Origin of the sequence: Paraburkholderia sp. A1BS-2L, from assembly GCF_051125205.1 — a bacterium.
Taxonomy (GTDB): Bacteria; Pseudomonadota; Gammaproteobacteria; order Burkholderiales; family Burkholderiaceae; genus Paraburkholderia.
On record NZ_CP120428.1, the window covers coordinates 1,227,348 to 1,252,338 of the forward strand.

At 64.5% G+C, this 24,991-nt stretch carries 23 protein-coding genes and 1 tRNA gene; 16 read left to right on the forward strand and 8 right to left on the reverse strand.

Features of this window, described 5'->3' with window-relative positions:
- Positions 1 to 13 precede the first annotated feature (13 nt).
- The 3 genes from P5W98_RS05520 to wrbA all read right to left on the reverse strand — a co-directional run bounded on the left by P5W98_RS05520 (position 14) and on the right by wrbA (position 2,679).
- Complete coding sequence (locus P5W98_RS05520) at positions 14 to 1,450, reverse strand: FAD-binding oxidoreductase (protein WP_421023632.1); 1,437 nt, start codon at positions 1,448 to 1,450, stop codon at positions 14 to 16.
- A 186-nt stretch (positions 1,451 to 1,636) separates the two neighbouring features.
- The gene (locus P5W98_RS05525) at positions 1,637 to 2,050 is read right to left on the reverse strand and encodes a DUF2069 domain-containing protein (RefSeq protein ID WP_421025195.1); all 414 of its coding nucleotides are present in this window, start codon (positions 2,048 to 2,050) and stop codon (positions 1,637 to 1,639) included.
- Between the two features lie 20 nt (positions 2,051 to 2,070).
- Complete coding sequence (wrbA, locus tag P5W98_RS05530) at positions 2,071 to 2,679, reverse strand: NAD(P)H:quinone oxidoreductase (RefSeq protein WP_421023633.1); 609 nt, start codon at positions 2,677 to 2,679, stop codon at positions 2,071 to 2,073.
- Between the two features lie 125 nt (positions 2,680 to 2,804).
- On the opposite strand from wrbA, the gene P5W98_RS05535 reads away from it, so the two are divergent.
- Positions 2,805 to 4,112 carry a YihY family inner membrane protein gene (locus P5W98_RS05535; RefSeq protein ID WP_434718447.1) on the forward strand — a complete coding sequence of 436 codons (1,308 nt, stop codon included), beginning with the start codon at positions 2,805 to 2,807 and terminating at the stop codon, positions 4,110 to 4,112.
- 71 nt (positions 4,113 to 4,183) lie between these two features.
- Here the strand turns inward: P5W98_RS05535 and P5W98_RS05540 are convergent, their stop codons facing one another.
- The 3 genes from P5W98_RS05540 to P5W98_RS05550 all read right to left on the reverse strand — a co-directional run bounded on the left by P5W98_RS05540 (position 4,184) and on the right by P5W98_RS05550 (position 6,794).
- Positions 4,184 to 4,504, reverse strand: a complete 321-nt coding sequence (locus P5W98_RS05540; protein ID WP_421079582.1) for an Mpo1-like protein — start codon at positions 4,502 to 4,504, stop codon at positions 4,184 to 4,186.
- A 125-nt stretch (positions 4,505 to 4,629) separates the two neighbouring features.
- Positions 4,630 to 5,469 carry an alpha/beta fold hydrolase gene (locus tag P5W98_RS05545; RefSeq protein ID WP_421023635.1) on the reverse strand — a complete coding sequence of 280 codons (840 nt, stop codon included), beginning with the start codon at positions 5,467 to 5,469 and terminating at the stop codon, positions 4,630 to 4,632.
- A complete protein-coding gene (locus P5W98_RS05550) occupies positions 5,466 to 6,794 on the reverse strand; it encodes an O-acetylhomoserine aminocarboxypropyltransferase (RefSeq protein WP_421023636.1) in 1,329 nt (442 codons plus the stop codon). The genes P5W98_RS05545 and P5W98_RS05550 overlap by 4 nt, the downstream gene beginning before the upstream one ends.
- A 337-nt stretch (positions 6,795 to 7,131) precedes the next feature.
- Here P5W98_RS05550 and P5W98_RS05555 point away from each other — a divergent pair, with 337 nt between their 5' ends.
- From P5W98_RS05555 to aroC, 3 genes are all read left to right on the forward strand, one after another.
- A complete protein-coding gene (locus tag P5W98_RS05555; RefSeq protein ID WP_421023637.1) occupies positions 7,132 to 7,587 on the forward strand; it encodes a CBS domain-containing protein in 456 nt (151 codons plus the stop codon).
- Positions 7,588 to 7,727: 140 nt separating this feature from the next.
- Positions 7,728 to 9,740 (forward strand): MFS transporter, encoded by a 2,013-nt coding sequence (locus tag P5W98_RS05560; protein WP_421023638.1) that lies wholly within the window; start codon positions 7,728 to 7,730, stop codon positions 9,738 to 9,740.
- 113 nt (positions 9,741 to 9,853) lie between these two features.
- The gene (gene aroC / locus P5W98_RS05565; RefSeq protein WP_421023639.1) at positions 9,854 to 10,954 is read left to right on the forward strand and encodes a chorismate synthase; all 1,101 of its coding nucleotides are present in this window, start codon (positions 9,854 to 9,856) and stop codon (positions 10,952 to 10,954) included.
- Between the two features lie 600 nt (positions 10,955 to 11,554).
- Here the strand turns inward: aroC and P5W98_RS05570 are convergent.
- Positions 11,555 to 13,228, reverse strand: coding sequence for an electron transfer flavoprotein-ubiquinone oxidoreductase (locus tag P5W98_RS05570; protein WP_421044004.1), 1,674 nt, complete (start codon positions 13,226 to 13,228; stop codon positions 11,555 to 11,557).
- Between the two features lie 175 nt (positions 13,229 to 13,403).
- On the opposite strand from P5W98_RS05570, the gene P5W98_RS05575 reads away from it, so the two are divergent.
- Together P5W98_RS05575 and P5W98_RS05580 are read left to right on the forward strand one after the other, a co-directional pair.
- Positions 13,404 to 14,183 (forward strand): SDR family oxidoreductase, encoded by a 780-nt coding sequence (locus tag P5W98_RS05575; protein ID WP_421023642.1) that lies wholly within the window; start codon positions 13,404 to 13,406, stop codon positions 14,181 to 14,183.
- Positions 14,184 to 14,213: 30 nt separating this feature from the next.
- Positions 14,214 to 14,654, forward strand: a complete 441-nt coding sequence (locus tag P5W98_RS05580) for an acyl-CoA thioesterase (protein ID WP_434718448.1) — start codon at positions 14,214 to 14,216, stop codon at positions 14,652 to 14,654.
- Between the two features lie 117 nt (positions 14,655 to 14,771).
- On the opposite strand, the gene P5W98_RS05585 is transcribed toward P5W98_RS05580, so the two are convergent.
- The gene (locus P5W98_RS05585) at positions 14,772 to 15,338 is read right to left on the reverse strand and encodes a LuxR C-terminal-related transcriptional regulator (RefSeq protein WP_421023644.1); all 567 of its coding nucleotides are present in this window, start codon (positions 15,336 to 15,338) and stop codon (positions 14,772 to 14,774) included.
- A 264-nt stretch (positions 15,339 to 15,602) separates the two neighbouring features.
- On the opposite strand from P5W98_RS05585, the gene P5W98_RS05590 reads away from it, so the two are divergent.
- The 10 genes from P5W98_RS05590 (at position 15,603) to rplT (ending at position 24,839) form a co-directional block, all read left to right on the forward strand.
- Positions 15,603 to 16,322 carry a CoA transferase subunit A gene (locus P5W98_RS05590; RefSeq protein ID WP_421023645.1) on the forward strand — a complete coding sequence of 240 codons (720 nt, stop codon included), beginning with the start codon at positions 15,603 to 15,605 and terminating at the stop codon, positions 16,320 to 16,322.
- 15 nt (positions 16,323 to 16,337) lie between these two features.
- Entirely contained in the window at positions 16,338 to 16,979 is a 642-nt protein-coding gene (locus P5W98_RS05595; RefSeq protein WP_213296431.1) for a CoA transferase subunit B, read from the forward strand.
- A gap of 312 nt (positions 16,980 to 17,291) precedes the next feature.
- Positions 17,292 to 18,185 carry an alpha/beta fold hydrolase gene (locus P5W98_RS05600; protein WP_421023646.1) on the forward strand — a complete coding sequence of 298 codons (894 nt, stop codon included), beginning with the start codon at positions 17,292 to 17,294 and terminating at the stop codon, positions 18,183 to 18,185.
- Positions 18,186 to 18,244: 59 nt separating this feature from the next.
- On the forward strand, positions 18,245 to 18,598 hold the full coding sequence (locus P5W98_RS05605) for a RidA family protein (protein WP_421023647.1): 354 nt from the start codon (positions 18,245 to 18,247) through the stop codon (positions 18,596 to 18,598).
- A gap of 111 nt (positions 18,599 to 18,709) precedes the next feature.
- On the forward strand, positions 18,710 to 20,962 hold the full coding sequence (locus P5W98_RS05610) for a RelA/SpoT family protein (RefSeq protein WP_421079328.1): 2,253 nt from the start codon (positions 18,710 to 18,712) through the stop codon (positions 20,960 to 20,962).
- A gap of 97 nt (positions 20,963 to 21,059) precedes the next feature.
- Positions 21,060 to 21,136 (forward strand) — tRNA-Val (locus P5W98_RS05615).
- Positions 21,137 to 21,442: 306 nt separating this feature from the next.
- The gene (gene thrS, locus P5W98_RS05620) at positions 21,443 to 23,350 is read left to right on the forward strand and encodes a threonine--tRNA ligase (protein ID WP_421023649.1); all 1,908 of its coding nucleotides are present in this window, start codon (positions 21,443 to 21,445) and stop codon (positions 23,348 to 23,350) included.
- Positions 23,351 to 23,399: 49 nt separating this feature from the next.
- Complete coding sequence (gene infC / locus P5W98_RS05625) at positions 23,400 to 23,921, forward strand: translation initiation factor IF-3 (RefSeq protein ID WP_421025197.1); 522 nt, start codon at positions 23,400 to 23,402, stop codon at positions 23,919 to 23,921.
- A gap of 330 nt (positions 23,922 to 24,251) precedes the next feature.
- Positions 24,252 to 24,449: a 50S ribosomal protein L35 gene (gene rpmI, locus P5W98_RS05630; protein WP_035530936.1), complete on the forward strand. Its 198-nt coding sequence runs from the start codon at positions 24,252 to 24,254 to the stop codon at positions 24,447 to 24,449.
- 30 nt (positions 24,450 to 24,479) lie between these two features.
- On the forward strand, positions 24,480 to 24,839 hold the full coding sequence (gene rplT / locus P5W98_RS05635) for a 50S ribosomal protein L20 (RefSeq protein ID WP_007585475.1): 360 nt from the start codon (positions 24,480 to 24,482) through the stop codon (positions 24,837 to 24,839).
- Positions 24,840 to 24,991 lie beyond the last annotated feature (152 nt).

Here is a 24,991-nt window from a genome sequence, read left to right on the forward strand (position 1 = left end):
TTCATTGCCGCGTTCAGCGGATGACCTTGCCCGGATTCATCAGATTGAGCGGATCGAGCGCGGTTTTCACGGCACGCATCAGCGCGAGCTCGACTTCGCTCTTGTAATGCGCGTTCTCGTCGGCCTTCAACTGGCCGAGGCCGTGCTCCGCGCTGATCGTGCCGCGATGGCGCGCGACGCTGTCGTAGACGATGCGGTTTAGCGTGGGCTCGTTTTCCGCGAGGAAACGCTTCGGGTCGCCGCCTTCGGGCGCCTGCACGTTGTAGTGCAGATTGCCGTCGCCGAGATGGCCGAACGTCACCATGCGCGCGCCGGGCACCATACGCGCGATTTCGGCGTCGGTTTCCTCGATGAAATGGCCGATGCGTGAGATCGGCACGCCGATGTCGTGCTTCACGTTCAGCCCTTCCTGCGCCTGCGCGAGCGGAATGTGCTCGCGGATATTCCAGAACGCCTGCGACTGCGCGAGGCTTTCCGCGACCACGGCGTCTTCCACGACCCCTGCTTCGAGCGCGGCTTCCATGAGGCGCTCGAAGAGCGCACGAGCGTGTTCTTCGCTTTCGTTGTCGGAGAGTTCGAGCAGCACCACTTGCGCGTGGCGCTGCTGGAACGGGTAGCGCAACTGCGGGAAGTGCCGGCCCACCAGTTGCATGCAGAAGTCCGACATCAGCTCGAAGCCGGTAAGGAGCGGTCCGGCAAAGCGCTGCGCGAGCGCGAGAAAGTCGAGTGCGGTGTGTGCGGAGGCGAGTCCCGCGAGTGCCGTGACGCGCGCGGTCGGCTGCGGATGCAGCTTCATGACGGCGGCGGTGATGATGCCGAGCGTGCCTTCCGCGCCGATGAACAGGTCGCGCAGGTCGTAGCCCGTGTTGTCTTTACGCAGCCCGCGCAGACCGTCCCAGAGTTCGCCCTGCGGCGTCACCACTTCGAGGCCGAGGCACAGTTCGCGCGTGTTGCCATAGCGCAGCACGGCGGTGCCGCCCGCGTTGGTCGAGAGATTGCCGCCGATCGTGCAGCTGCCTTCAGCCGCGAGCGAGAGCGGAAAGAGGCGCCCGGCCTCGGCGGCGCGCGCCTGGACCTCGGCGAGAATCACGCCGGCTTCGACGGTGATCGTGTTGTTGTGCGTGTCGACTTCGCGCACGCGGTTCAGGCGGCGCAGGCTGAGCACGGCCTGGCGGCCGCTCGTGTCGGGCGTCGCGCCGCCCGCAAGGCCGGTGTTGCCGCCCTGCGGCACGAGCGCGATGCGATGTTCGTGCGCAAGCTTGACGATTGCGGCGACTTCGTCGGCGCTTGCGGGACACAGCACGGCACACGCGGCGCCCTCATAGCGCTTGCGCCAGTCGGCGAGGTAGGGCGCGGTGTCGTGGGCGTCGGTCAGCACGTGCTGTGCGCCGATGGCGCTGGCGCAGGCGTCGAGGAAGGCTTGGCGGGCAAGTGCGTTGCTTGGGGTCATGGCGGGCGAGTTGTCTGCGGGGCCGGGCGGGGGGGCCGGGGCACTGACGAGCGCCACGTGCGCAACGCGCCGGCCTGCGGTTCTGGCTAAAGGGTTAGTGTGACATGCCGGGGGACCGGATAGTCAAGGCGCGCGCAGGGGCCGCCGGGTGTGGGCACCGATGCACGCTTGTGCGTTTGTGCATGCTCACGCGCTTTCCCGCTTGGCGCGCCGTGCGGCGCGCTTGAACGGCGCGACATACGCGAGCGCGCAGCCGAAGAACCCAAGCGCCAGCGCCACCTCGATCCAGCCGAGCAGCTTGCCAGGCGCAGGGTCGGTCATGCCGCGCACGATGCCCTCGGCGAAGTAGAGCAGCACCAGCATCGATGCCCATTGCAGCGTGTAGAGACGGCGCCGCAGCACGCCGGGCAGCGCGGCGGCAAGCGGCAGCGCCTTGAGCACCAGCGCGCTGCCGCCGGGGCGCAGCGGCGCGAGTTTCCACTCCCACGCGAGGCACAGCAGCGTGAGCGCGGCGAGCATGACGAACGCGCCGAGCGCGGCGGGTGCGCCGGTGCGGCGCTCGGCGATGTCGGCTTGCGTGCGGGGCGAAGAGGCCGGCATGGGCGGCTCGCCGCCGGCGTTCATGGCCGCTCGCCTTGCGACAGCGCGAGCGACGCCCGCGCGAGCCGCACGCCCAGCGCCACGGCGAGCGCTTTTTCGTCGGCGGTGAGGCCGTGGCCGCGGCCGTCGGCGCGCGCGTGATGCGAGGCGCCGTAGGGCGTGCCGCCGCTTTGCGTCGAAGTGAGCGCGCTTTCGGTGTACGGAATGCCCAGGAGCAGCATGCCGTGATGCAGGAGCGGCAGCATCATCGAGAGCAGCGTGCTTTCCTGGCCGCCGTGCAGGCTGCCGGTCGACGTGAAGACGCAGGCAGGCTTGCCCGCGAGCGCGCCCGAGAGCCATTGCGGCGTGGTGCCGTCGAGGAAATACTTGAGCGGGGCCGCCATGTTGCCAAAGCGCGTGGGCGAGCCGAGCGCGAGGCCCGCACATTGCTCGAGGTCGCGCAGTTCCACGTAGGGCGGGCCGTCGTCGGGAATGTCGGGCGCGGTAGACTCGCAGACCGTGGATACGGGCGGCACCGTGCGCACGCGCGCTTCGGCGCCAGGCACGCTGTCGATGCCCTGGGCGATGGCGCGCGCCAGTTCGTGGGTCGCGCCATGGCGGCTGTAATAGAGCACAAGAATCGGTTTCATCGGGCCTCGTCGGTGGACGGGATATTATAGGGGCTGGGTTCGCCGCGAGTTTTCAGCCAGTTTTGCGCTGTTTTTTCGCTGGGTTTTCGCAAAATGCGGTGTGCTGTCTGGATAAGGCAAGGCCAATGGACGTGTTGTCGAGATTACGGATCGATCTGGATATCGTGAAGCGCCTCGCGCGCTTCGCCGCGCGGCGAAGCCGCGAAGACCGCATTCCGCAAGTGGCGGGCAGCCTGACGTTCACCACCTTGCTCTCGATCGTGCCGCTTGCCACCGTTGCGTTCGCGCTCTTCACCGCGTTCCCGATCTTCGCGGCGTTCCAGAATTCGCTGCAGGACTTTCTCGCCGACCATCTGATGCCGGCGCAGATCAACAGCCAGATCTTCATGTACCTCAATCAGTTCGCGTCGAAGGCCAAGGGCCTCACGACGATGGGCATGATCGTGCTGTTCGTCACCTCGGTCATGACGATGATGACGGTGGAGTCGGCGTTCAACGTGATCTGGCGGGTGCGCAAGGCGCGGCCGTTCGCGCAGCGCGTGCTGGTGTACTGGGCGATTCTCACGCTCGCGCCGATCCTGATCGGCGTGAGTCTGTCGATTTCGTCGTATCTGTTCACGCGCTCGGTCGCGCTCGCCACTGAGCAGCACGTCTCGATGGTGTTCGACTGGATGCTCATCGGCGCTTCGCTGCCGCTCACGGCGCTCGCGTTCACGATGCTCTACGTCTATCTGCCGAATTGCCGCGTGGAGTGGCGCGACGCCGTGGTGGGCGGCGTCGCGGCGGCCATTGCTTTCGAGCTGGCCAAGCGCGGCTTCGGCCTTTACGTGCGGCGCATCCCGACCTATACGGCGGTGTATGGCGCGTTCGCGGCGGCGCCGATGTTCCTGCTGTGGATGTACCTGAGCTGGTTCATCACGCTCGTGGGCGCGATGATCACGTCGGCGCTGCCCGAGATCCGCACCGGACGATTCAATCGGCCGCGTTTTCCCGGCAGCGACCTGCTGGATGCGCTCGAATTGCTTGCGGGACTCGCGGACGCGCGCGACGTGGGCCAGCCGGGCAGCACCGCCGAGCAGCTCGCGCAACTGCTGCGGCGCGACCTTGCCACCGTCACGCGGCTCGTGACGGATCTGGAGGAGGACGAACTGATCGGCCGGCTGGAAAAGGACGGCGAGAAGCCACACTACATTCTGATCGCGAATCCCGCGCGAATTTCGGTGGAGCGCATTTACGCGCGCTTCGTGGTCGATCGCAAGGAACTGGCGTATCAGCTCAAATCGAGCGATATCGACGCCGCGACGCTGCTCGGCGCTCTTGAGAACGACAAGCTTTCGATATCGCTCGCTTCGCTGCTGGCGGCGCGGCGCGAGTTGGCACGCATTGCCGAGGCGGGCGCGGACCACCCGGGGTTGCCGCACCCGGCGGCTTGAAGGTGAGGGCGTGTCGGGAAAGAACCGGCAAAGAACCGGCAAAGAACCGTGGGCGAGTACGCGCGCGGCTACTAGATCGAAATCTTTCCGCGGCAGATATCCGAGAACATGACCCAGTCGCCCATCAGGCTGTAGATGGGATGCCGGAACGTGGCCGGGCGGTTCTTCTCGAACATGAAGTGGCCGATCCAGGCGAACCCGTAGCCGCACACCACAGCGGCGGGCAGCCAGAGCCAGTCGCCCGTGGCGATCGCCATGGAGAGGCAGCCGATCACGCCCAGCGAGCCGATGAAATGCAGCCGCCGCGACATGAGGTTGCTGTGTTCGCTCAGATAGAACGGATAGAACTGCGCGAAATTCGCGAAGTGCCCGGTATCGGTGGGATGGCTCATCATCGTCTCCTCCTTTGCGCGCTGCGTGCCGCTGCACCAAGGGTCGCTCATCCAGTCATTCTGCGGCGATCCGCACGACCGTGCAACCTGCACCGGCCGCAGTCCGCGCAGGCCGTGAAGTCCGGCTAGCCGTTCCCCACCCGCGTCCCTTGCTGCACCGCAAACGTGAAGAGCGCATCGAGCGTTGCGTCGGGCTGCTCGGTCATCAGTGCGTGTCCGGCGTCCAGCGTCACCGTATCGACGGGGGCGCCGGCCTGCGCGAGCGCGCCCGCGAGCGCGTGTGCCGCTCGCGGCGGGGTCATCATGTCGCGCTTGCCGACGATCAGGCGCACCGGGCAGCGCACTTTGGCTGCACTGGCGAGTCCGTCGGCGTAGGCGTTGCAGGCCGCGAAGTCGGCGTGAAAGAGCTGCGGCGCGCCTCGCGCCGAGACGCGCTCCATCAGCCGCTGGTTCATGCCGCGCAGCCAGAAGCCGGGGCCGGGGCTCGAAGGCTTGGCCGCGAGCGTCGAATGCGACCACGCGTTCACGAGCGCGATGGCCTCCGGTTCGCGCTCGCGCGCGGCCTCGAGCAGTGCGGGGGAGACGGCCATCGGCACGGCGGTGGCGAGCAGCGCGATGGCCAAGGCGCGCCCGGTGTGACGCGCGGCGAATTCGAGCGCGATCAGCGAGCCCATGCTGTGTCCTGCGACGAACGCTTTCTCCACCTTGAGCGCCGCGAGCAGGGCGTCGAGCCAGTCGGCGAGCGCGCCGATGCTCGTGAGCGCCGGGCCCGCACTGCGCATATGGCCCGGCAGATCGACGGCCAGCACGCTGAAGCCGTGGTGCGCGAAATAGCGCGATTGCAGCGCCCACACGCTGTGATCGTGCTGCGCCCCGTGGACGAACACCGCCACTGGCCGGGCCGGATCGAATGGGCGCCCGCCCGTATAGGCATAAGCGGCTTGCCCTGCGACGTCGACGATCATGACGCCTCCTTGCCCGCTGCGGCCGGGGCGGATTTCTGTGGCGCCTTTTGTGACATTTTGAGCGCGCGCTTGAGGTCGTCGATCAAGTCGTCCGGATCTTCGAGGCCGATCGAGAGGCGGATGGTGCCCGCGCCGATGCCGGCAGCGGCAAGCGCGGCCTCGTCCATGCGGAAGTGCGTGGTGGAGGCGGGGTGGATCACGAGCGAGCGCACGTCGCCGACGTTCGCGAGGTGCGAAAAAAGCGACAGCGACTCGATGAAGCGCTTGCCGGCCTCGCGGCCTCCGGCCAGATCGAAGCTGAACACGGCGCCTGCGCCGCGCGGCAGCAGGCGTTGGGCGAGCGCGTGGTCGGGATGGCCGGGCAACTCGGGATAGGCCACCGACTGCACGGCTTCGTGCGCATCGAGAAATTCGACGATGCGCCGCGTGTTCGCCACATGCCGCTCCATGCGCAGCGGCAATGTCTCGATACCTTGCAGCAACTGCCACGCGGCCTGCGGATGCAGGCACGCGCCGAAGTCGCGCAGCCCTTCGCGGCGCGCGCGCAGGAGGAACGGCGCGACGCTGCTTTCCTCGCTGAACACCATGCCGTGAAAGCCCGCATAAGGCTCGGTGAGTTCGGGGAAGCGGCCCGAGGCGTCGAAGTCGAAGGTGCCGCCATCCACCAGCACGCCGCCGATGGTCGTGCCGTGGCCGCCGAGGAATTTCGTGGCCGAGTGGTAGACGAGATCGGCGCCGTGCTCGAACGGGCGCAGCAGATACGGCGTGGTGAAGGTCGAGTCGACGAGCAGCGGCACGCGGTGCTCGTGCGCGATCTGCGCGACGCCGGCGATGTCGAGCACATCGAGCCCAGGATTGCCGAGCGTCTCGCCGAACAGCAGGCGTGTCTCGGGCCTTATGGCCGCGCGCCAGGCGTCCAGGTCGCCTGGCTTCACGAAAGTCGTGGCGATGCCGAAGCGGCGCAGCGTGTAGTCGAGCAGATTGTGCGAGCCGCCGTAGAGTGCCGTGGACGCCACAATATGCGAGCCCGCGCCCATCAGCGTGGCGACCGCCAGATGCAGCGCGGCCTGGCCGCTCGCGGTGCCGATCGCGCCCACGCCGCCTTCGAGCGCGGCCACGCGCTCCTCGAACACGGCGACCGTGGGGTTCGAGATGCGCGAATACACGTGGCCCGCGCGCTCCATGTTGAAGAGCGCCGCCGCGTGGTCGGTGTCGCGGAACGAGAACGACGTGGTCTGATAAATCGGCGTCGCGCGGGCGCCGGTGACGGGGTCGGGCGCGGCGCCGGCATGCAGCGCGAGCGTGTCGAAGCGTGGGTCGGACATCGTGGCAGCACGGCCGGCGCGAGCCGGCGTCGGGTGAAAGGTGCTGGCATCGTAACACCGGCCTGCGCTCGCGGGGGCGCGCCGCAGGGCCGGGCGGCGAGGGCGCGCCGGCTTGCCGGGCGCCTGGCAACGGATCGCGGGCGCGGCGCTTGCTGGCCCAACCGCATAGGGCGACCGGCCGGCTTTGCCGCGGCTTTCCCCGCGACTTTCCTTTTGCCGGCCTTTCCGATAGCATCGAAAACAGGTAGCAATTCTTTTCGGCATCGCCCCCATATTTTTTGCAAGAAATGAGGCTCGGCGCGGTATGGCCAGGCCTCATCGGCACAGGAGACACAACATGCGTGTGAGCGACATTCTCAAGGTCAAGGGCAATACGCTTTATACCGTTACGCCCGACACGTCGTTGCACGAAGCGGTGAATACCATGGCCGAGCGCGATATCGGCTCGCTCGTCGTCATGGAGTACGGCGATCTGGTCGGCATGCTCACGTTCCGCGAGATCATCATGACGGTGAGCGCGAATGGCGGCGGCGTCGGCACCACCACGATCCGCAAGGTGATGGACGACCACCCCATCACGTGCACGCCCGAAACCGACGTCGACGAAGTGCGCCGCATGATGCTCGAGCATCACGTGCGCTATCTGCCCGTCATGGACAGCCGCTCGCTGATGGGCGTGATCTCGTTCTACGACGTGGCGAAGGCCGTGGTGGAGGCACAAGGCTTCGAAAACAAGCTGCTCAAGGCCTATATTCGCGACTGGCCCGAGGAAGAGCAGCATTCGGGGCGTTGATCCCGGCCCCGCGCGCTGACTCACGCGCGCGGGCCGTTTTCGTACTGCTCGCACCAATTCGCACGAATCCGCATGAAAAGCGCGCGTTTAGCGCGCTTTTTCGCGTCTGGTCTTCCATTCCTACAGCACGATCTCACTTGATGAGCGAAAGTCCGATGCCCGTCGCGCAGCGCGCGGCCAGCGAAGCGAGCGGTCATGGCTCGCAGTTCGCGCTGCTGCGCCAGCGCCGTTTTGCGCCGTTCTTCTGGACGCAGTTCCTCGGCGCGATGAACGACAACGTCTTCAAGATCGGCTTCACGTCGGTCGTGACCTATCAGGCGGCGCGCTTTTCCGGCGTCGATCCGAAAACCGTGGCGTTCCTGATCTCGGCGATTTTCATCGCGCCGTTCGTGCTCTTTTCCGCTACGTCGGGACAGATCGCCGACAAGTTCGACAAGGCCGTGCTCACGCGCTGGGTCAAGACCTTCGAGATCGCGGTGATGCTGATCGGCGCGACGGGTTTCTGGATGCACAGCGCGCCGCTGCTCTATCTGTGCACGTTCCTGATGGGGGTGCACTCCACGGTGTTCGGGCCCATCAAGTATGCGTATTTGCCGCAAAAGCTCGCGGACGATGAACTCGTCGGCGGCAACGGGCTCGTGGAGATGGGCACCTTCGTGGCGATCCTGATCGGGACGATCGTGGGCGGGCTCATGGCTGGCATTGGCGCGTCCGATGCGGTGTCTGGCGTCGCGTCCGGTGTTGCGTCGAACGCCGCTTCCACGACGGTCCCGGCCGCGACGCCGGCGGGCGCCTGGTGGCTCGGCGGCCTGTGCATCGCCATCGCGCTGATCGGCCGTGTGGCCAGCGCGTTCGTGCCGCCCTGCGCGCCGCCGCAGCCGGAGCTGCGCATCAACTGGAATCCGTTTTCCGAAACCTGGCGCAATTTGCGCCTCGCGCACGGCAACCGCACCGTGTTCCTGAGTCTGCTCGGGATTTCGTGGCTGTGGTTCGTCGGCGCGACGTTTCTGGCCTCGTTCTTCAACTTCGCCAAGGACGTGCTGTCCGCCGATCCCGATGTCGTGACCTTGTTGCTCGCCATGTTCTCGCTGGGCATCGGCACGGGCTCGATGCTGTGCGAGCGGCTTTCGCGCGGGCGCATCGAGATCGGTCTCGTGCCGCTCGGCTCGATCGGCATGAGCGTCTTCGGCATCGACCTGTTTTTCGCGAGCCATGCGCTGCCCGCGGCGTCCCATCTGCTTTCAGTGGGCGAGTTCGTGCGCACGCCCGCGCACTGGCGCGTGCTGGCCGACCTGTTCCTGCTCGCGATGTTCGGCGGCTTCTACAGCGTGCCGCTCTACGCGCTGATTCAGAGCCGCAGCGCGCCCAGCCATCGCGCACGCATCATCGCTGCGAACAACATTCTCAACTCGCTTTTCATGATCGTCTCGGCGCTCATGGCGATGGCGCTCACGGCCGCGGGCGTCGGCATCGCGGGCATTTTTCTCACGACGGCGCTGCTCAATATCATCGTGGCCGCGTACATCTACGCGCTCGTGCCCGAGTTCCTGCTGCGCTTCATGGCGTGGGTGCTCGTGCATACCGTCTATCGCGTGCGGCTCGTGCATGCCGAGCGCATTCCCGCCGAGGGCGCCGCGGTGCTGGTCTGCAATCACGTGAGCTATGTCGATGCGGTGGTCATCATGGCCGAGAGCCCGCGGCCGATCCGCTTCGTGATGGATCACCAGATCTTCCGCTCGCCGTTGCTCGGCTGGCTGTTCCGGCATGCGAAGGCCATCCCGATCGCGCCGGCGCACGAGGACGCAGCGCTGCTGACGGAGGCCTACGAGCGCTGCGCCGCCACGCTTGCCGACGGCGAGCTCGTGTGCATCTTTCCCGAAGGCAAGCTCACGAAGACTGGCGAGGTGAATCCGTTCCGCCACGGCGTGACGGAGATCCTCAGGCGCTTCCCGGCGCCGGTCGTGCCGATGGCGCTGCGCGGGCTGTGGGGCAGCGCGTTCTCGCGACACGGGGCGTCGGGCCAGGAGCGGCCGGTGCGGCGCGGGCTGACGAGCCGGCTCACGCTCGCGGTGGGCGAGCCGGTGGCGCCCGAAGACGTGACGGTCGACGAACTCCAGCGCAAGGTGACCGAGTTGCGCGGCGCGCGGCGCTGAGTGCGGCGGGGGCGGGGAAGGCTGGCTCGGGCGGCAGCGGAAAAGCAGCGCGGGCGGGTCGTCGCGCGGGCTGGCATAATGCTGGATTCCCCGATTTACTTTGGACCACCGCCATGTCCGGCAACACGCTCGGTACGCTTTTCACCGTCACCACCTTCGGCGAATCCCACGGGCCGGCCATCGGCTGCGTCATCGACGGCTGCCCGCCCGGCATGGCGCTCACCGAAGCCGATATCCAGATCGATCTGGACCGCCGTCGCCCAGGCACTTCGCGCCACGTCACGCAGCGCCAGGAAGCCGACCAGGTCGAGATCCTCTCGGGCGTGTTCGAGGGCGTGACGACCGGCACGCCCATCGCGCTCCTGATCCGCAACACCGATCAGCGCAGCAAGGATTACGGCAACATCGTCGAGACCTTCCGCCCAGGCCACGCCGACTACACCTATTGGCAGAAGTACGGCATCCGCGACTATCGCGGCGGCGGCCGCTCGTCGGCGCGCCTGACGGCGCCCACCGTGGCGGCCGGCGCCGTCGCGAAAAAATGGCTGCGCGAGCGCTTCGGGGTGGAAGTGCGCGGCTTCATGAGCGCGCTCGGCGAGATCGACGTGCCGTTCGTCGACTGGAAGCATGTGCCCGAAAACCCGTTCTTCGCGCCGAATGCCGACATCGTGCCGCAACTCGAAGCCTACATGGACGCGTTGCGCAAGGACGGCGACTCGATTGGCGCGCGCATCGACGTGGTGGCGAGCGGCGTGCCGGTGGGTTGGGGCGAGCCGCTGTTCGACCGCCTCGATGCCGACATTGCCCACGCCATGATGGGCATCAATGCGGTGAAGGGCGTCGAGATCGGCGCGGGCTTCGCCAGCGTGGCCCAGCGCGGCTCGGAGCATGGCGACGAACTCACACCCGAGGGCTTTCATGGCAATCACGCGGGCGGCGTGCTCGGCGGCATTTCGACCGGGCAGGACATCACCGTGTCGATCGCCATCAAGCCGACTTCGAGCATCCGCACGCCGCGCCGCTCGATCGACAAGACCGGCGATCCGGCCACGGTCGAGACCTTCGGCCGCCACGACCCATGCGTGGGCATCCGCGCGACGCCGATCGCCGAAGCGATGCTCGCGCTCGTGTTGATCGACCATGCGCTGCGCCATCGCGCGCAAAACGGCGACGTCGTCGTGGCGACGCCGAAGATCCCGGCCAGCGACGCCTGATCGCCGCGCGCGAGGCAAGTCCGTGCTTGCGCCGCCGGCTGGCGGCCGCTCGGTCGCGCTGGTCTGGAACGGCAATCCATCGGCATGTGCGCGCTGCGCGCCGTTCGATTCCGGATGCCTAACCCGGTGCGCTGCTCACGGCGCCGGGCATCACATTCTTCGCGTTGTCGCCGGGTCGCCGTGCGGTTGTGGAGGCGTGGCGCGAAGCTGGTTGACTTGACCGCGCCGTTCGAGGCGGGTTTCGACGACGTGGCGGTGTTGATCTCGAGCATCGATCGCGCGGTGACGATCGACAGTGGCGCGGCACATCTGGCTGGCGCGCTCGGGGCGCCGACGAGTCTGCTCGTCGACCATGTTTCCACCTGGTTTTGGGGCAGCGAAACGGCGTGCACGCGTGGTACGACTCGATCGAACTGTTTCGGCAGCCCGCGGTGGGTGAGTGGGGCACGTTCTCGCGCGCGCGTGAGGGCGCGTCTTGAAGCATTGATGGCGACTTGATCGTTCCCGAACGCGTCGAGCGGCGGGTGTCGCGAGATGCCGCGCCTGCATGAAACGACAAAGCCGCTCCAGGGAGCGGCTTTGTTTTCTCGTTTTCCGATCTTACATGTTCGGGTAGTTCGGGCCGCCGCCGCCTTCGGGCGTGACCCATACGATGTTCTGCGTCGGATCCTTGATGTCGCAGGTCTTGCAGTGCACGCAGTTCTGCGCGTTGATTTGCAGGCGGTCGCTGCCGTCGTCGTTCTTCACAAATTCATAGACCGCGGCAGGGCAGAAGCGCGCTTCAGGGCCCGCATAGGTGCGCAGATTCACGTTCACCGGCACGCTCGCATCCTTCAGCGTCAAATGCGCCGGCTGGTTCTCTTCGTGATTCGTATTGGAAATGAACACCGAAGACAGGCGATCGAACGTGAGCTTGCCATCGGGCTTCGGATACTCGATCGGCTTGCACTGCGACGCCGGCTTGAGCATCTCGTGATCGCGGTGCTGGTGATGCAGCGTCCATGGCACATTGCCGCCCATGAGCTTCTGCTCGACGCCCACCATCAGCGTGCCCAGGTACAGGCCCTTGCTCATCCACTGCTTGAAGTTGCGCGCCTTGTACAGTTCCGTGTAGAGCCACGACTGCTTGAACGCTTCCGGATAGGCGGCAAGTTCATCGCTCTGGCGGCCAGCCTGTACGGCATCGAACGCCGCTTCCGCCGCGAGCATGCCGGTCTTGATCGCCGCATGGCTGCCCTTGATGCGCGCAGCGTTCAGGAAGCCCGCGTCGTCGCCCACCAAAGCGCCGCCCGGGAACACCAGCTTCGGCAGCGACATCAGCCCGCCCGCCGTCATTGCACGCGCGCCATACGAAACGCGCTTGCCGCCTTCCAGATACTTGCGGATCGCCGGATGCGTCTTGTAGCGCTGGAATTCTTCGAACGGCGAGAGGTACGGATTCTGGTACGCGAGGCCGACGACGAAACCCACCATCACCTGGTTATTGTCGGTGTGGTAGAGGAACGAGCCACCGTACGTGTCTTTTTCGAGCGGCCAGCCCGCCGTGTGAATCACGAGGCCTGGCTTGTGCCTGGCCGGATCGATCTCCCACAGCTCCTTGATGCCGATGCCATACACCTGCGGATCCGCGTCCTTGCCGAGCTTGAAATGCTCGTTCAGTTGACGGCCCAGATGGCCGCGGCAACCCTCGCAGAACAGCGTGTACTTCGCGTGCAACTCCATGCCGAGCTGGAAATTCTCGGTAGGCTCGCCATCCTTGCCGACGCCCATGTTGCCGGTGGCCACGCCCTTGACCGAGCCATCGTCGTTGTAGAGCACTTCGGCGGCCGGGAAACCCGGAAAGATTTCCACGCCCAGCGCCTCGGCCATTGTCCCAAGCCAGCGCGTGACGTTCGCAAGGCTGATCACATAGTTGCCGTGGTTCTTGAAGTTGTCCGGCAGCGCCCAGTTGGGCACCGTTTTCGCGCTGGTTTCCGAAAGGAAAAGAAATTGATCTTCGGTAACCGGCACGTTCAGCGGCGCACCTTGCTCTTTCCAGTCGGGAATGAGCTCGCCGATGGCGCGCGGATCCATGACCGCGCCCGAGAGGATATGCGCCCCGATCTCCGAGCCTTTTTCCAGCACGCATACGCCGATCTCAGCGCCTTTTTCTGCTGCCAGCTGTTTCAGGCGGATCGCTGCGGACAGGCCTGCCGGGCCGCCGCCCACGATCACCACGTCGTATTCCATCGACTCGCGTGGGCCGTATTGCTCCAAAAGACTTGCGGGGGTCATCAAAGCTCCTCTTGCCATTAGAATACTTTTTCGGGTTCGTATTGTCGGGTAACGTTCCCCAGGCCGCAACCCAACGGGCCAACTTTAGCACGATCGTTCTATTTTATGCCAGAATACCCGGCGCGCCGCCGGTGGTGTATTCCGGCGCTCTTTCATCCTTGAACAGGAAGCGAAAATGGGCCGTTCGATCAATCTGGAAGGTAAGGTGGCAATGATCACCGGCGCGTCGAGCGGTCTGGGCAAGCGTTTTGCCCAGGTGCTCTCACAGGCCGGTGCGAAGGTCGTGCTGGCGAGCCGGCGCGTGGAGCGCCTCAAGGAATTGCGCGCCGAAATTGAGGCTGGCGGCGGGGCCGCGCATGTGGTCTCGCTCGACGTGACGGATTACCAGAGCATCCGCTCGGCGGTCGCGCATGCCGAGACCGAGGCGGGGACCATCGATATTCTCGTCAACAACTCGGGCGTCTCGACCACCCAGAAGCTGGCCGAGGTCACGCCCGCCGACTTCGAGTACGTCTTCGACACCAATACCCGCGGCGCTTTCTTCGTTGCCCAGGAAGTGGCCAAACGCATGATCATGCGCGGCAATGGTGGCGCTTCGAAGCCGGCGTACCGCATCATCAATATCGCTTCCGTGGCCGGCTTGAACGTGCTGCCGCAGATCGGCCTCTACTCGATCAGCAAGGCGGCCGTCGTGCATATGACGAAAGCCATGGCGCTGGAGTGGGGGCGGCACGGCATCAACGTGAATGCAATCTGTCCCGGTTATATCGACACCGAGATCAACCATCATCATTGGGCGACCGAGCAGGGCCAAAAGCTCATCTCGATGCTGCCGCGCCACCGGGTGGGCACGCCGGCGGATCTCGACGGCCTGTTGCTGCTGCTGGCTGCGGATGAATCAGCCTTCATGAACGGCTCGATCATCACCGCCGACGATGGCTTCGGCCTGATGTGAATTTCCAGTGCAACAAATGTAAAGCGTGCAATGAGTGAGTACCACCCTGTTTTTGAAATGGCGATGCCAATCCGCTGGGGCGACATGGACGCGTTCGGCCATGTGAACAACACGGTCTATTTCCGCTACATGGAGCAGGTGCGGATTTCGTGGTTCGAGCACATTGGCGTAGGCGGCGAGAGCCGCGAACGAGGCGATGGGCAGGGGCCTGTGATCGTGAACGCGTCGATGGATTTCCTCAAGCAGTTGCACTATCCCGGCGATATCGTTTGCACGATGACGGTGGGCGAGCCGGGCCGCAGTAGTTTCGATACCGGTTTCGAGCTGCGCCGCGTGGACGATCCCGATACCGTGTATGCGCGCGGCAATGCGCGCTGTGTATGGATCGACTACGCGGCGGGTAAATCCGTGCCGATTCCAGACAGCCTGCGCGCGACGATTGAAAACGCGCCGCTCGTGAAGGCGCAATGATTGGGTTCTACGGCGTGCGCATGTCCCGCGCGCGCCGCACTCCGCCGCTTCTCAGCCGCATCTCCGCCGCTTCTCAGCCTCCTCTTCGCCTCTTCAATACGCGGCATTCATGGCGCTTCAATTTCCGAGTAGCCGCTGCAGCAGTTCGGTAGCGTTGCCCGTGTCGTACTTGCGCATGAGCCGCGCGCGGTAGATGTCCACCGTGCGCGAGCTGATGTCGAGAATTTTGCCGATCTGTTTGCTCGTCTTGCCCGTGACCAGTTGCGCCGCGATTTCGCGCTCGCGCGGCGTGAGCTCGACCGCCACGCGCCGTGTCGCGCTCAGGTCCTCGAAGGTCCAGACACCGGCAGCGTGCGGCTCCGCGCGGTCGAGCGAGCGGCCCGTGACGTGGCACCAGAAGAGTTCGCCGTCGAAGCGCTTCATGATGCGGTCGTCGGCGTAGCTGCCCTGGGCTGTCATGATGGGTGGAATGCGCTCGCCGATGCGCTCGAACTCGACTGCCGACGGATACAGCACCAGAAACGACTGGCCGACCAGCGCCTCGCGCGGGCAGCGGAAAATGGCGCAAACGGCCTCATTGCAGTCCTCCACGATGCGCTCGCGCGCGAGCACGAGCCCAATTGGCGCGAGATGGAAGGCGGTCTGATAGTCGAGTGCGGTAGTGGCGTTTGCGGGTGCTGGCATGGCGGACGATGCGGGTATGGCTTTATGTAGTTTTGCGTATTGTGCCGCAATGCCCGCCCAGCGTACGCTTTGCAACCATCGGAGGGCCTGGCGGATGCCGGGCCGGGTTCGCGGCAACGCCACCGGGCCGTGATTAAAATGAGGCATCCGGGCGGCTGCGGCGCCGGCACGCTGGGCCGAACGAATGCATTCAACAAGAATTCAACGAACAGGTTCAACGAACCGGCGCATCGACGTATTTCCATACGAGGAAGGGACACACTGATGAACAAGGTCTATAAAAGCGCGGCTGCCGCGCTCGAAGGCATCGTCAAGGACGGGCAGACGTTCGCGGTAGGCGGTTTCGGGCTGTGCGGCATTCCCGAGGCCCTGATTGGCGCGCTGCGCGATTCGGGCGTGAAGGGCATTACCTGCATCAGCAACAACGCGGGCGTCGACGGCTTCGGCCTCGGCCTGCTGCTGGAGACGCGCCAGATCAAGAAAATGATCTCGTCCTACGTGGGCGAAAACAAGGAATTCGAGCGCCAGTATCTCTCGGGCGAACTCGAGCTCGAATTCACGCCGCAGGGCACGCTGGCCGAAAAGCTGCGCGCCGGCGGCTCGGGCATTCCGGCGTTTTTCACTAATACCGGCTTCGGCACGCTCATCGCCGAAGGCAAGGAAACGCGCCAGTTCGGCGACAAGCACTACGTGCTCGAGCATTCGCTCACGGCCGATGTGGCGCTCGTGAAGGCCTGGAAGGCTGACAAGTCGGGCAACCTGATCTATCGGCGCACGGCGCGCAACTTCAACCCGATGTGCGCGATGGCGGGCAAGATCACTGTGGTGGAAGTGGAGGAGATCGTCGAGAACGGCGAACTCGATCCGGACAGCATCCATACGCCGGGCATCTTCGTGCAGCGCATCGTGCTCAATGCGCACCCGGAGAAACGCATCGAACAACGCACCGTGCGCACCGGGTCGAACAACCCGGCGGGCAAGTGACAAAGGAGACCGACCATGGCATGGAATCGTGACGAAATGGCCGCCCGCGCGGCGAAGGAACTGCAAGACGGCTTTTATGTGAATCTCGGCATCGGTCTGCCGACGCTGGTGGCCAACCATGTGCCGCAGGGCATGGAAGTGTGGCTGCAATCGGAAAACGGCCTGCTCGGCATCGGACCGTTTCCGACCGAGGAGGAAGTGGATGCCGACATGATCAACGCCGGCAAGCAGACGGTCACGACGCTGCCGGGTTCTTCGATCTTCTCGTCGGCGGACTCGTTCGCGATGATTCGCGGTGGCCACATCAACCTCGCGATCCTCGGCGCGATGCAGGTGAGCGAGAAGGGCGACCTGGCCAACTGGATGATCCCCGGCAAGATGATCAAGGGCATGGGCGGCGCGATGGACCTCGTCGCGGGCGTGGGCCGCGTGGTCGTGCTGATGGAGCATGTGGCCAAGGGCGACCAGCACAAGATTCTCGAGGCGTGCACGCTGCCGCTCACGGGCGTGGGCGTGATCGATCTGATCATCACCGACCTCGGCGTGATTGAAGTGACCGATGCGGGCCTGAAGGTGACTGAACTCGCGCCGGGCGTGACGGTGGACGAGATCAAGGCCAAGACCGGCGCGCCGCTCGATGTGAGCGCGGTGAGTTGATCGCGGCAATGCGGTAGTCGACGGCTGCGGCATGATTGAGACGGGCGGGACTTCGGTTCCGCCCGTTTTGCGTTTGTGGCTGATTCAGGATGGATCCATTCTTGGGCGACCGCACGGATTTGAAACCTCGGCTGAATGGCATACACCGGATGGCCGGTGTATGGACGTTGAACCTGCCGCCGCACGTGGGGCGCCATCGTGCCCGATAGGCCCGAACGTGCCCGCGAGCCTCGGCGTGCGCGGCGGTTGCGCACGGCAAAGCCGTTTACAATGGCCTCACAGCCTAACGGCGCAACCAGCGAGACTTGAGCGATGACCGAACCGTCTGCCGTGCCGCGTCAGCATTACGTCCAGTGCCTTAGTCCTTCGGGGCTCCACCGCATGGCGTATACCGAGTGGGGCGATCCCGCCAATCCGCGCGTATTGGTGTGCGTGCATGGTCTGACGCGTTCGAGCCGCGACTTCGACAGGCTTGCTGCGGCGTTGTGCGGAAAATATCGCGTGGTTTGCCCGGACGTCGTGGGGCGCGGTCTTTCGTCGTGGCTCGTCGACCCGCGCGGCTATGGCGTCGCGCAGTACGTCGCGGACATGGTCACGCTCATCGCGCGCACGGGCGTCGAGCAGGTGGACTGGTTCGGCACCTCGATGGGCGGCCTGATCGGCATGGCGCTCGCGGGACTGCCGGGAGCACCCATCGGCCGCATGCTGCTCAACGACATCGGCCCGCATATCGAGCCGGCGGCGCTCGGGCGCATTGGCGATTACGTCGGCCGCGACGAGCGCTTCGGCTCGCAGCAGGAAGGCATCGACAATGCGGCGCTGCTGGCGTCGTCGTTCGGCCCGCTCACCGCGCAGGAGTGGCGCGAGATCAACACGCCGTTGCTGCACGAGGTGGACGGCGCGTGGCGTTACCGCTATGACCCGCGCATCGCCGAAGGTTTCAAGGGCGTCACGCCCGAGCAGAATGAGCAGGGCGAACAGTTTTTATGGCGCTCGCTCGCCGCGTTCAAGGGGCCGGTGCTCGCGGTGCGCGGTGCGCTTTCCGATTTGCTCTCGCGCGAAACCGTGGCAAAGATGGTCGAAACCGGCCAGCAGGTGTCGAGTGTCGAGATCGCGGGCGTCGGGCATGCGCCAGCGTTTCTGGCGGCCGACCAGATCGAGATTGCGCGCCGTTTCTTCGACGGCTGGCCCGTCGGCGGGTCATAATATCGCGATTTCCCGGCCCGCCGGGGCGCATCGAACATTCAACTTCAACAGGACTCTTCATGGCAGTCATTCGTCACCACGTCGGCCCGCGTCTTTCGGAAACCGCGATTCACAACGGCACGGTCTATCTCGCGGGCCAGATCGCCGAGGACACCAACCAGGACATCGGCGGCCAGATGCGCGAAGTGCTCGGCCACATCGACCGTCTGCTGGGCGAGTCGAACAGCGACAAGTCGCTGCTGCTCTCGGTGCAGATCTATATCGCCGACATGAAGGATTTTCCGGGCATGAATGCCGAGTGGGACAAGTGGGTGGCGCAGGGCGCCACGCCGCCGCGCGCGACTGTCGAGGCGAAGCTCGCCAATCCGGAATGCCTCGTCGAAATCGTCGTGGTGGCTGCGCAGCGCGATTGAGTGTGACTGAGCACGCTTGACCGTGCTTGAAAGTACTTGTTGCGCGACCATTGGCCTGAATCGTTTCATCGTAGTTTGCAGCCCGGCCGGTACGCCGGCGGGCGCCGTCTCATGAGCAGCGACACCGTACCTCCCGTTTCCGCCGAAGCCTTCTCCCGCGCCGCGCTGCCGTCGCTCGACGACACGCTCGCGTTCGTGCGCGAACACGCCGGCGACGCGCGCCTTTCCACGGGCGAGCCGCTTGTCGAGCACGCGCAAGGCACGGCTTCCGTCATGAGCCGCCTGAACGTCGATCCTCCCGCAGTGCTGGCGGCGGCGCTCTTCAATATCGCGCCGCATCTCGACGACCCCGAGGGCACGATCGAGGCGCGCTTCGGCGCCGAGGTCGTCAAGCTCGTGTTCGACGTGCGCAAGCTGTTGCGCCTGGGCACCGTGAGCCTGCGCACGGCGGCGCAAAACGCAGCATCCGAAGCCGGCCGCGAAGGCCGCGATGCCCAGGCCGCGCGCCGGGCCCAGGTGGAGTCGCTGCGCAAGATGCTGCTGGCGTTCGCGCAAGACATCCGCGTGGTGCTGATCCGGCTCGCGTCGCGCGTGCAGTCGCTGCGCTACTACGCGGCGGCGAAGGTCACGCCCGCTCCCGAGATCGCGCGCGAGACGCTCGAAATCTACGCGCCGCTCGCGAACCGGTTGGGCATCTGGCAATTGAAGTGGGAGCTCGAAGACCTCGCGTTCCGCTTCGAGGAGCCGGCGACCTACAAGCGCATCGCCAAACTGCTCGATGAAAAGCGCGTGGAGCGCGAGAGCTATGTGGCCGAGGCCATCGAACGGCTGCAGCACGAGCTTGCCGCCGCGCATATCGATGCCGAGGTGAGCGGCCGGCCCAAGCACATCTACAGCATCTGGAAGAAGATGCGCGGCAAGGAGATCGACTTCTCCGAGCTCTACGACGTGCGCGCGTTTCGCGTGATCGTGCGCGATATCAAGGATTGCTACACGGTGCTCGGCATCGTGCACAACCTTTGGCAGCCAGTGCCGAAGGAGTTCGACGACTACATCTCGCGGCCCAAGCCCAATGGCTATCGTTCGCTGCATACGGTCGTGATCGGCGACGATGGCCGCGCGTTCGAAGTGCAGATCCGCACCCAGGAGATGCATCAGTTCGCGGAATATGGTGTGGCCGCGCATTGGCGCTACAAGGAGGCAGGCTCGAAGGGCTATGGCGGCCAGTTCAGTGCCGCCAGCGCGTACGACGAGAAGATCGCCTGGCTGCGTCAGTTGCTGGCCTGGAAGGACGATGTGGCCGACGGCCCTCAGCCGTGGGAGCAACTGCGCCACGCCACGCTCGACGACGACCACATCTACGTGCTCACGCCGCAGGCGCGCGTGATTGCATTGCCGCAGGGTGCGACGCCGCTCGACTTCGCGTATCACCTGCATAGCGAGCTCGGCCACCGCTGCCGCGGCGCGCGCGTGGACGGCGCAATGGTGCCGCTCAACACGCAGTTGCAGAACGGTCAAACCGTCGAGATCGTCGCGGTGAAAGAGGGCGGCCCGTCGCGCGACTGGCTCAACCCGCAGCTCGGCTATCTGCACAGCAACCGCGCCCGGCAAAAGGTGCGCGTGTGGTTCAACGCCATCGAGGCTCAGGAGAACATCGCCAACGGCCGCGCGATGGTGGAAAAGACGCTGCAGCGCGAGGGGCGCACGTCCGTGAATCTCGATCAGCTTGCGGCCAAGCTCGGCTTCAAGTCGCCCGACGAGCTCTTTAGCGTGGTCGGCAAGGAAGAGTTCAGCTTGCGTCACGTCGAGCAGGCGCTGCACGATGCGCCCGCCGCCGAACCCGAAGACGAGACACCCGAGCAGATCACCAAGCGCGCGAGCGGCGCGAATGTGACACACGGCGGATCGTCGGGCGTGCTCGTGGTAGGCGTGGATGCGCTGCTCACGCAGCTTGCGCGGTGCTGCCGGCCGGCGCCGCCCGACGATATCTGCGGCTTTGTCACGCGCGGCAAGGGCATGTCGATTCACCGCAGCGATTGCCCGACCTTCCTGCGCATGGCTGGCCGCGCGCCTGAGCGCGTGCTGCAGACCACCTGGTCCGCGGACGTGATGGGCGGGCGTGGCCAATCGGTGTATCCGGTGGATATCCTGATCGAGGCCAGCGACCGCCAGGGCTTACTGCGCGACATCTCGGAAGTGTTCGCGCGCGAGAAGATGAACGTGATCGGCGTGAAGACGCAATCGCGACGCAACGCCGCATACATGCAGTTCACGGTCGAGGTGTCGAATTCGGCGCAGATCCAGCGCGCGTGCGTGCTGCTCGGCGAGGTGGGCGGCGTGCTCAGGGCGGCGCGCAAGCACTGAGGCGCGGGACCCGGGTTCTGGCGGGGCCTGGCTTTTGTGCTCCGCCGCAAAAAATACTTGCCAAGCCAGCGCAGGCAACATACAATCTTGCTTCTTCAGGCTCGTAGCTCAGCTGGTTAGAGCACCACCTTGACATGGTGGGGGTCGTTGGTTCGAGTCCAATCGAGCCTACCAACGAAATCGAAGTCGCGATACGGGTAGTGCATATCGAGGCTTCACGTGCAGTAAAAGCGCTGAATGAGCGCCTAAGGCGAATACGGTTATGACACCGCGAACGTTTACCGAAACCACTTCGGAGCGACGCTGATAGTCGAGGATCTCTTTCGCCCTGCAATCTGGTTTGAAAAGTGAATGCGGCCCCTCGAAAGCGGGGCCGCATTTTTTTTCGCCACGAAGTTTTCGCGGGTTGCAGCGAGTGGCTTTGCCGGCAATCTTCCACGAACGATACGATGTGCCTCCACGGCACTTCTGGAGAAAAACATGGTTGCGATACGTCTGCCCGATGGCTCGGTTCGACAGTACGATCATCCCGTCACGGTCGCCGAAGTGGCGGCTTCGATTGGCCCCGGCCTCGCCAAGGCGGCGCTCGGCGGCAAGCTCGACGGCGAGCTGGTCGACACGTCGACGCTGATCGATCGCGACGCGTCGCTTGCCATCGTCACGGAGAAGGACGCCGACGGGCTCGACATCATCCGTCACTCCACGGCGCACTTGCTCGCCTATGCGGTGAAGGAGCTCTATCCGGAAGCGCAGGTCACGATCGGGCCGGTCATCGACAATGGCTTCTACTACGACTTCGCCTACAACCGTCCCTTCACGCCCGAAGATCTCGAAAAGATCGAAAAGCGCATGCAGGAGCTCGCGAAGAAGGACGAGCCGGTCACGCGCCGTGTCGTTTCGCGCGGCGAGGCGGTCGATTACTTCAAGAGCATCGGCGAGAAGTACAAGGCCGAAATCATCGAATCGATTCCCGGCAGCGAGGATATCAAGCTCTACGCGCACGGCGGCTTCACCGACCTGTGCCGCGGCCCGCACGTGCCGTCCACGGGCAAGCTCAAGGTCTTCAAGCTCATGAAGGTCGCGGGGGCCTACTGGCGTGGCGATGCAAAGAACGAGCAATTGCAGCGCATCTACGGCACGGCCTGGACGAAGAAGGAAGACCAGGACCAGTACCTGCACATGCTCGAAGAGGCGGAGAAGCGCGACCACCGCAAGCTCGGCAAGCAGCTCGACCTGTTCCACATGCAGGACGAGTCGCCGGGCATGGTGTTCTGGCATCCGAAGGGCTGGACGCTCTGGCAACAGGTCGAGCAGTACATGCGCGGCCGCCTGCGCGAGGCTGGCTACGACGAAATCAAGACGCCGATGATCATGGACCGCTCGCTTTGGGAGGCGTCGGGCCACTGGCAGAACTATCGTGAAAACATGTTCACGACGGAGTCGGAGAAGCGCGACTACGCCATCAAGCCGATGAACTGCCCGGGTCACGTCCAGGTGTTCAACCACGGCCTGCGTTCGTATCGCGACCTGCCGCTGCGCTATGCGGAATTCGGCTCGTGCCACCGCAATGAGGCGTCGGGTGCGCTCCATGGTCTGATGCGCGTGCGCGGCTTCGTTCAGGACGACGCACACATCTTCTGTACCGAAGACCAGATCATCAGCGAGTCGATCGCCTTCAACACGCTCGCGATGAGCGTCTACAAGGATTTCGGGTTCGATCACATCGACATCAAGCTCTCGCTGCGCCCGGATTCGCGCGCGGGAACGGATGAGACGTGGGATCGCGCCGAGCAGGGTCTGCGCGAGGCGCTCACGGCTTGTGGTCTGCAATGGGAGGAGCTGCCGGGCGAGGGTGCCTTCTATGGTCCGAAGGTCGAGTACCACATCAAGGACGCGCTTGGCCGCTCGTGGCAGTGCGGCACGCTGCAGCTCGACATGGTGCTGCCGGAGCGTTTGGGCGCCGAGTACGTGTCCGAGGACAACAGCCGCCGCCGCCCGATCATGCTGCACCGTGCAATTCTCGGTTCGATGGAGCGTTTCCTCGGGATTTTGATCGAGCACCATGCGGGCGCGATGCCGTCCTGGCTCGCTCCGGTGCAGGCTGTTGTGATGAATATCGCCGAAAGTCAGGCCGAATACGCGACAAATCTAGCCCAATCGTTGCAAAAACAAGGGGTTAGAGTGCAGGCCGATTTGCGCAACGAGAAAATTAGCTATAAAATACGCGAGCACACGCTTGAGAAGGTCCCGTACCTGCTGGTTGTCGGCGACAAAGAGCGTGAAGCACAAACGGTAGCCGTGCGTGCCCGTGGCGGCGTCGATCTGGGTGTCATGCCGGTCGACGCGTTCGCTGAGCGTCTGGCGCAGGATGTCAAGACGTTCAAGTAAGCCACCTGGCAGCGCGGCTCGTTTTTTTAATTTTTAGAGGAAACGTAACATCGCTACGGATAAGTCGCATCGCATCAACGGTGAAATCTCGGCACCCGAGGTGCGTCTCGTTGGCATCGACAACGAGCCGCTCGGCATCGTAAAGCTGGCTGATGCGTTCCGCATGTCGGAACAACAGGACGTCGATCTGGTTGAAATCGCCCCGCAGGCCGTGCCCCCCGTGTGCCGCCTGATGGACTACGGCAAGTTCAAGTACCAGGAGGCGAAGAAGCAACACGAGGCCAAGCTCAAGCAGAAGGTCATCCAGGTCAAGGAAGTCAAATTCCGTCCGGGTACCGACGACGGCGATTACAACGTCAAGCTGCGCAATCTCGTCCGCTTCCTTGAAGATGGCGACAAGACGAAGATCACGTTGCGTTTCCGGGGCCGCGAAATGGCCCACCAGGAAATCGGCATGCGTATGCTCGAGCGCCTGCGCACCGATCTCGAAGAAGTCGGTCAGGTCGAGCAGATGCCGAAGATGGAAGGGCGCCAGATGATCATGGTGCTTTCGCCCAAGAAGAAGAAGTAATTGGCGCGCCGCGCGTTGTTGTTCTGTTGTTCCATGCGCGGCGGCCACGGTAGTTTTGTCAGACGTTTCCCACGCGGTGAGTGCGGTAAAATGCGCGGGGAAACGGCAAGCAGGTTCCGGAACGGCGCCCGCGCGCCGCACGTCAATGTGCGGCAAACGGGCGTTTTTCCTGAAAGCGGCGGCAAGCTTGTTTTTTAAAAGCCGGCCAGCTGCCAAAACAAGTGGAGTGGGTTTCGAAGGGCGGTTTGAGGGCGAAGCGCGCGGTTTTTGAAAACCGGGCGTGGGAGCCAGCCGCACACCCATGTCCATCAAATAAATGGAGTTTTTGTCATGCCCAAGATGAAGACCAAGAAGAGCGCTGCAAAGCGCTTCGTGGTTCGTCCGGGTGGTACCGTCAAGCGCGGTCAAGCCTTCAAGCGTCACATCCTGACCAAGAAGACCACCAAGAATAAGCGTCATCTGCGTGGTGCAACGGCCGTTCACGAGTCTGATGTGAAGTCCGTTCGCGCAATGATGCCGTTCGCGTAATCCTCAACCGACAACTCATAGGAGCTACTCATGCCTCGAGTCAAACGTGGGGTTACCGCACGGGCCCGTCACAAGAAAATCATCAAGCTGGCCAAGGGTTACCGCGGCCGCCGCAATAACGTCTATCGCATCGCCAAGCAGGCGGTCATGCGCGCAGGCCAGTACGCCTACCGCGATCGCCGCAACAAGAAGCGTGTGTTCCGCGCACTGTGGATCACGCGTATCAACGCGGCGGTGCGTCAGCACGACATGACCTACAGCGTGTTCATCAACGGCCTGAAGAAGGCTTCGATCGAACTCGACCGCAAGGTTCTGGCTGACATGGCTGTGTTCGACAAGGCTGCATTTGCTGCGATCGTCAAGCAGGTGAAGGCCGCCGTCGCTGCCTAAGCAAGGTATTGCGCAGGTTCGTTGCAGCAGACATTCCGGTTGTCTCGGTGATGCTGCAACAAAAACGGGGCTCCTCACCGAGCCCCGTTTTTGTTGGCGAAGCGCTTCCTGCGCCGCTCAAGTCTCAAACACTGACGCTGAAAAGATGGGAT

What these genes read in the sequence shown, in the direction of transcription:
- rpmI (WP_035530936.1), top strand. Translation starts at nt 24,252, where the DNA reads ATGCCCAAGATGAAGACCAAGAAGAGCGCTGCAAAGCGCTTCGTGGTT.
- rplT (WP_007585475.1), top strand. Translation starts at nt 24,480, where the DNA reads ATGCCTCGAGTCAAACGTGGGGTTACCGCACGGGCCCGTCACAAGAAA.
- P5W98_RS05550 (WP_421023636.1), bottom strand. Translation starts at nt 6,794, where the DNA reads ATGTCCGACCCACGCTTCGACACGCTCGCGCTGCATGCCGGCGCCGCG.
- P5W98_RS05545 (WP_421023635.1), bottom strand. Translation starts at nt 5,469, where the DNA reads ATGATCGTCGACGTCGCAGGGCAAGCCGCTTATGCCTATACGGGCGGG.
- P5W98_RS05590 (WP_421023645.1), top strand. Translation starts at nt 15,603, where the DNA reads ATGAACAAGGTCTATAAAAGCGCGGCTGCCGCGCTCGAAGGCATCGTC.
- P5W98_RS05555 (WP_421023637.1), top strand. Translation starts at nt 7,132, where the DNA reads ATGCGTGTGAGCGACATTCTCAAGGTCAAGGGCAATACGCTTTATACC.
- P5W98_RS05525 (WP_421025195.1), bottom strand. Translation starts at nt 2,050, where the DNA reads ATGCCGGCCTCTTCGCCCCGCACGCAAGCCGACATCGCCGAGCGCCGC.
- P5W98_RS05575 (WP_421023642.1), top strand. Translation starts at nt 13,404, where the DNA reads ATGGGCCGTTCGATCAATCTGGAAGGTAAGGTGGCAATGATCACCGGC.
- P5W98_RS05595 (WP_213296431.1), top strand. Translation starts at nt 16,338, where the DNA reads ATGGCATGGAATCGTGACGAAATGGCCGCCCGCGCGGCGAAGGAACTG.
- P5W98_RS05560 (WP_421023638.1), top strand. Translation starts at nt 7,728, where the DNA reads ATGAGCGAAAGTCCGATGCCCGTCGCGCAGCGCGCGGCCAGCGAAGCG.
- P5W98_RS05535 (WP_434718447.1), top strand. Translation starts at nt 2,805, where the DNA reads ATGGACGTGTTGTCGAGATTACGGATCGATCTGGATATCGTGAAGCGC.
- aroC (WP_421023639.1), top strand. Translation starts at nt 9,854, where the DNA reads ATGTCCGGCAACACGCTCGGTACGCTTTTCACCGTCACCACCTTCGGC.
- P5W98_RS05585 (WP_421023644.1), bottom strand. Translation starts at nt 15,338, where the DNA reads ATGCCAGCACCCGCAAACGCCACTACCGCACTCGACTATCAGACCGCC.
- P5W98_RS05580 (WP_434718448.1), top strand. Translation starts at nt 14,214, where the DNA reads ATGAGTGAGTACCACCCTGTTTTTGAAATGGCGATGCCAATCCGCTGG.
- wrbA (WP_421023633.1), bottom strand. Translation starts at nt 2,679, where the DNA reads ATGAAACCGATTCTTGTGCTCTATTACAGCCGCCATGGCGCGACCCAC.
- P5W98_RS05570 (WP_421044004.1), bottom strand. Translation starts at nt 13,228, where the DNA reads ATGACCCCCGCAAGTCTTTTGGAGCAATACGGCCCACGCGAGTCGATG.
- P5W98_RS05610 (WP_421079328.1), top strand. Translation starts at nt 18,710, where the DNA reads ATGAGCAGCGACACCGTACCTCCCGTTTCCGCCGAAGCCTTCTCCCGC.
- P5W98_RS05600 (WP_421023646.1), top strand. Translation starts at nt 17,292, where the DNA reads ATGACCGAACCGTCTGCCGTGCCGCGTCAGCATTACGTCCAGTGCCTT.
- P5W98_RS05520 (WP_421023632.1), bottom strand. Translation starts at nt 1,450, where the DNA reads ATGACCCCAAGCAACGCACTTGCCCGCCAAGCCTTCCTCGACGCCTGC.
- P5W98_RS05540 (WP_421079582.1), bottom strand. Translation starts at nt 4,504, where the DNA reads ATGAGCCATCCCACCGATACCGGGCACTTCGCGAATTTCGCGCAGTTC.
- P5W98_RS05605 (WP_421023647.1), top strand. Translation starts at nt 18,245, where the DNA reads ATGGCAGTCATTCGTCACCACGTCGGCCCGCGTCTTTCGGAAACCGCG.
- thrS (WP_421023649.1), top strand. Translation starts at nt 21,443, where the DNA reads ATGGTTGCGATACGTCTGCCCGATGGCTCGGTTCGACAGTACGATCAT.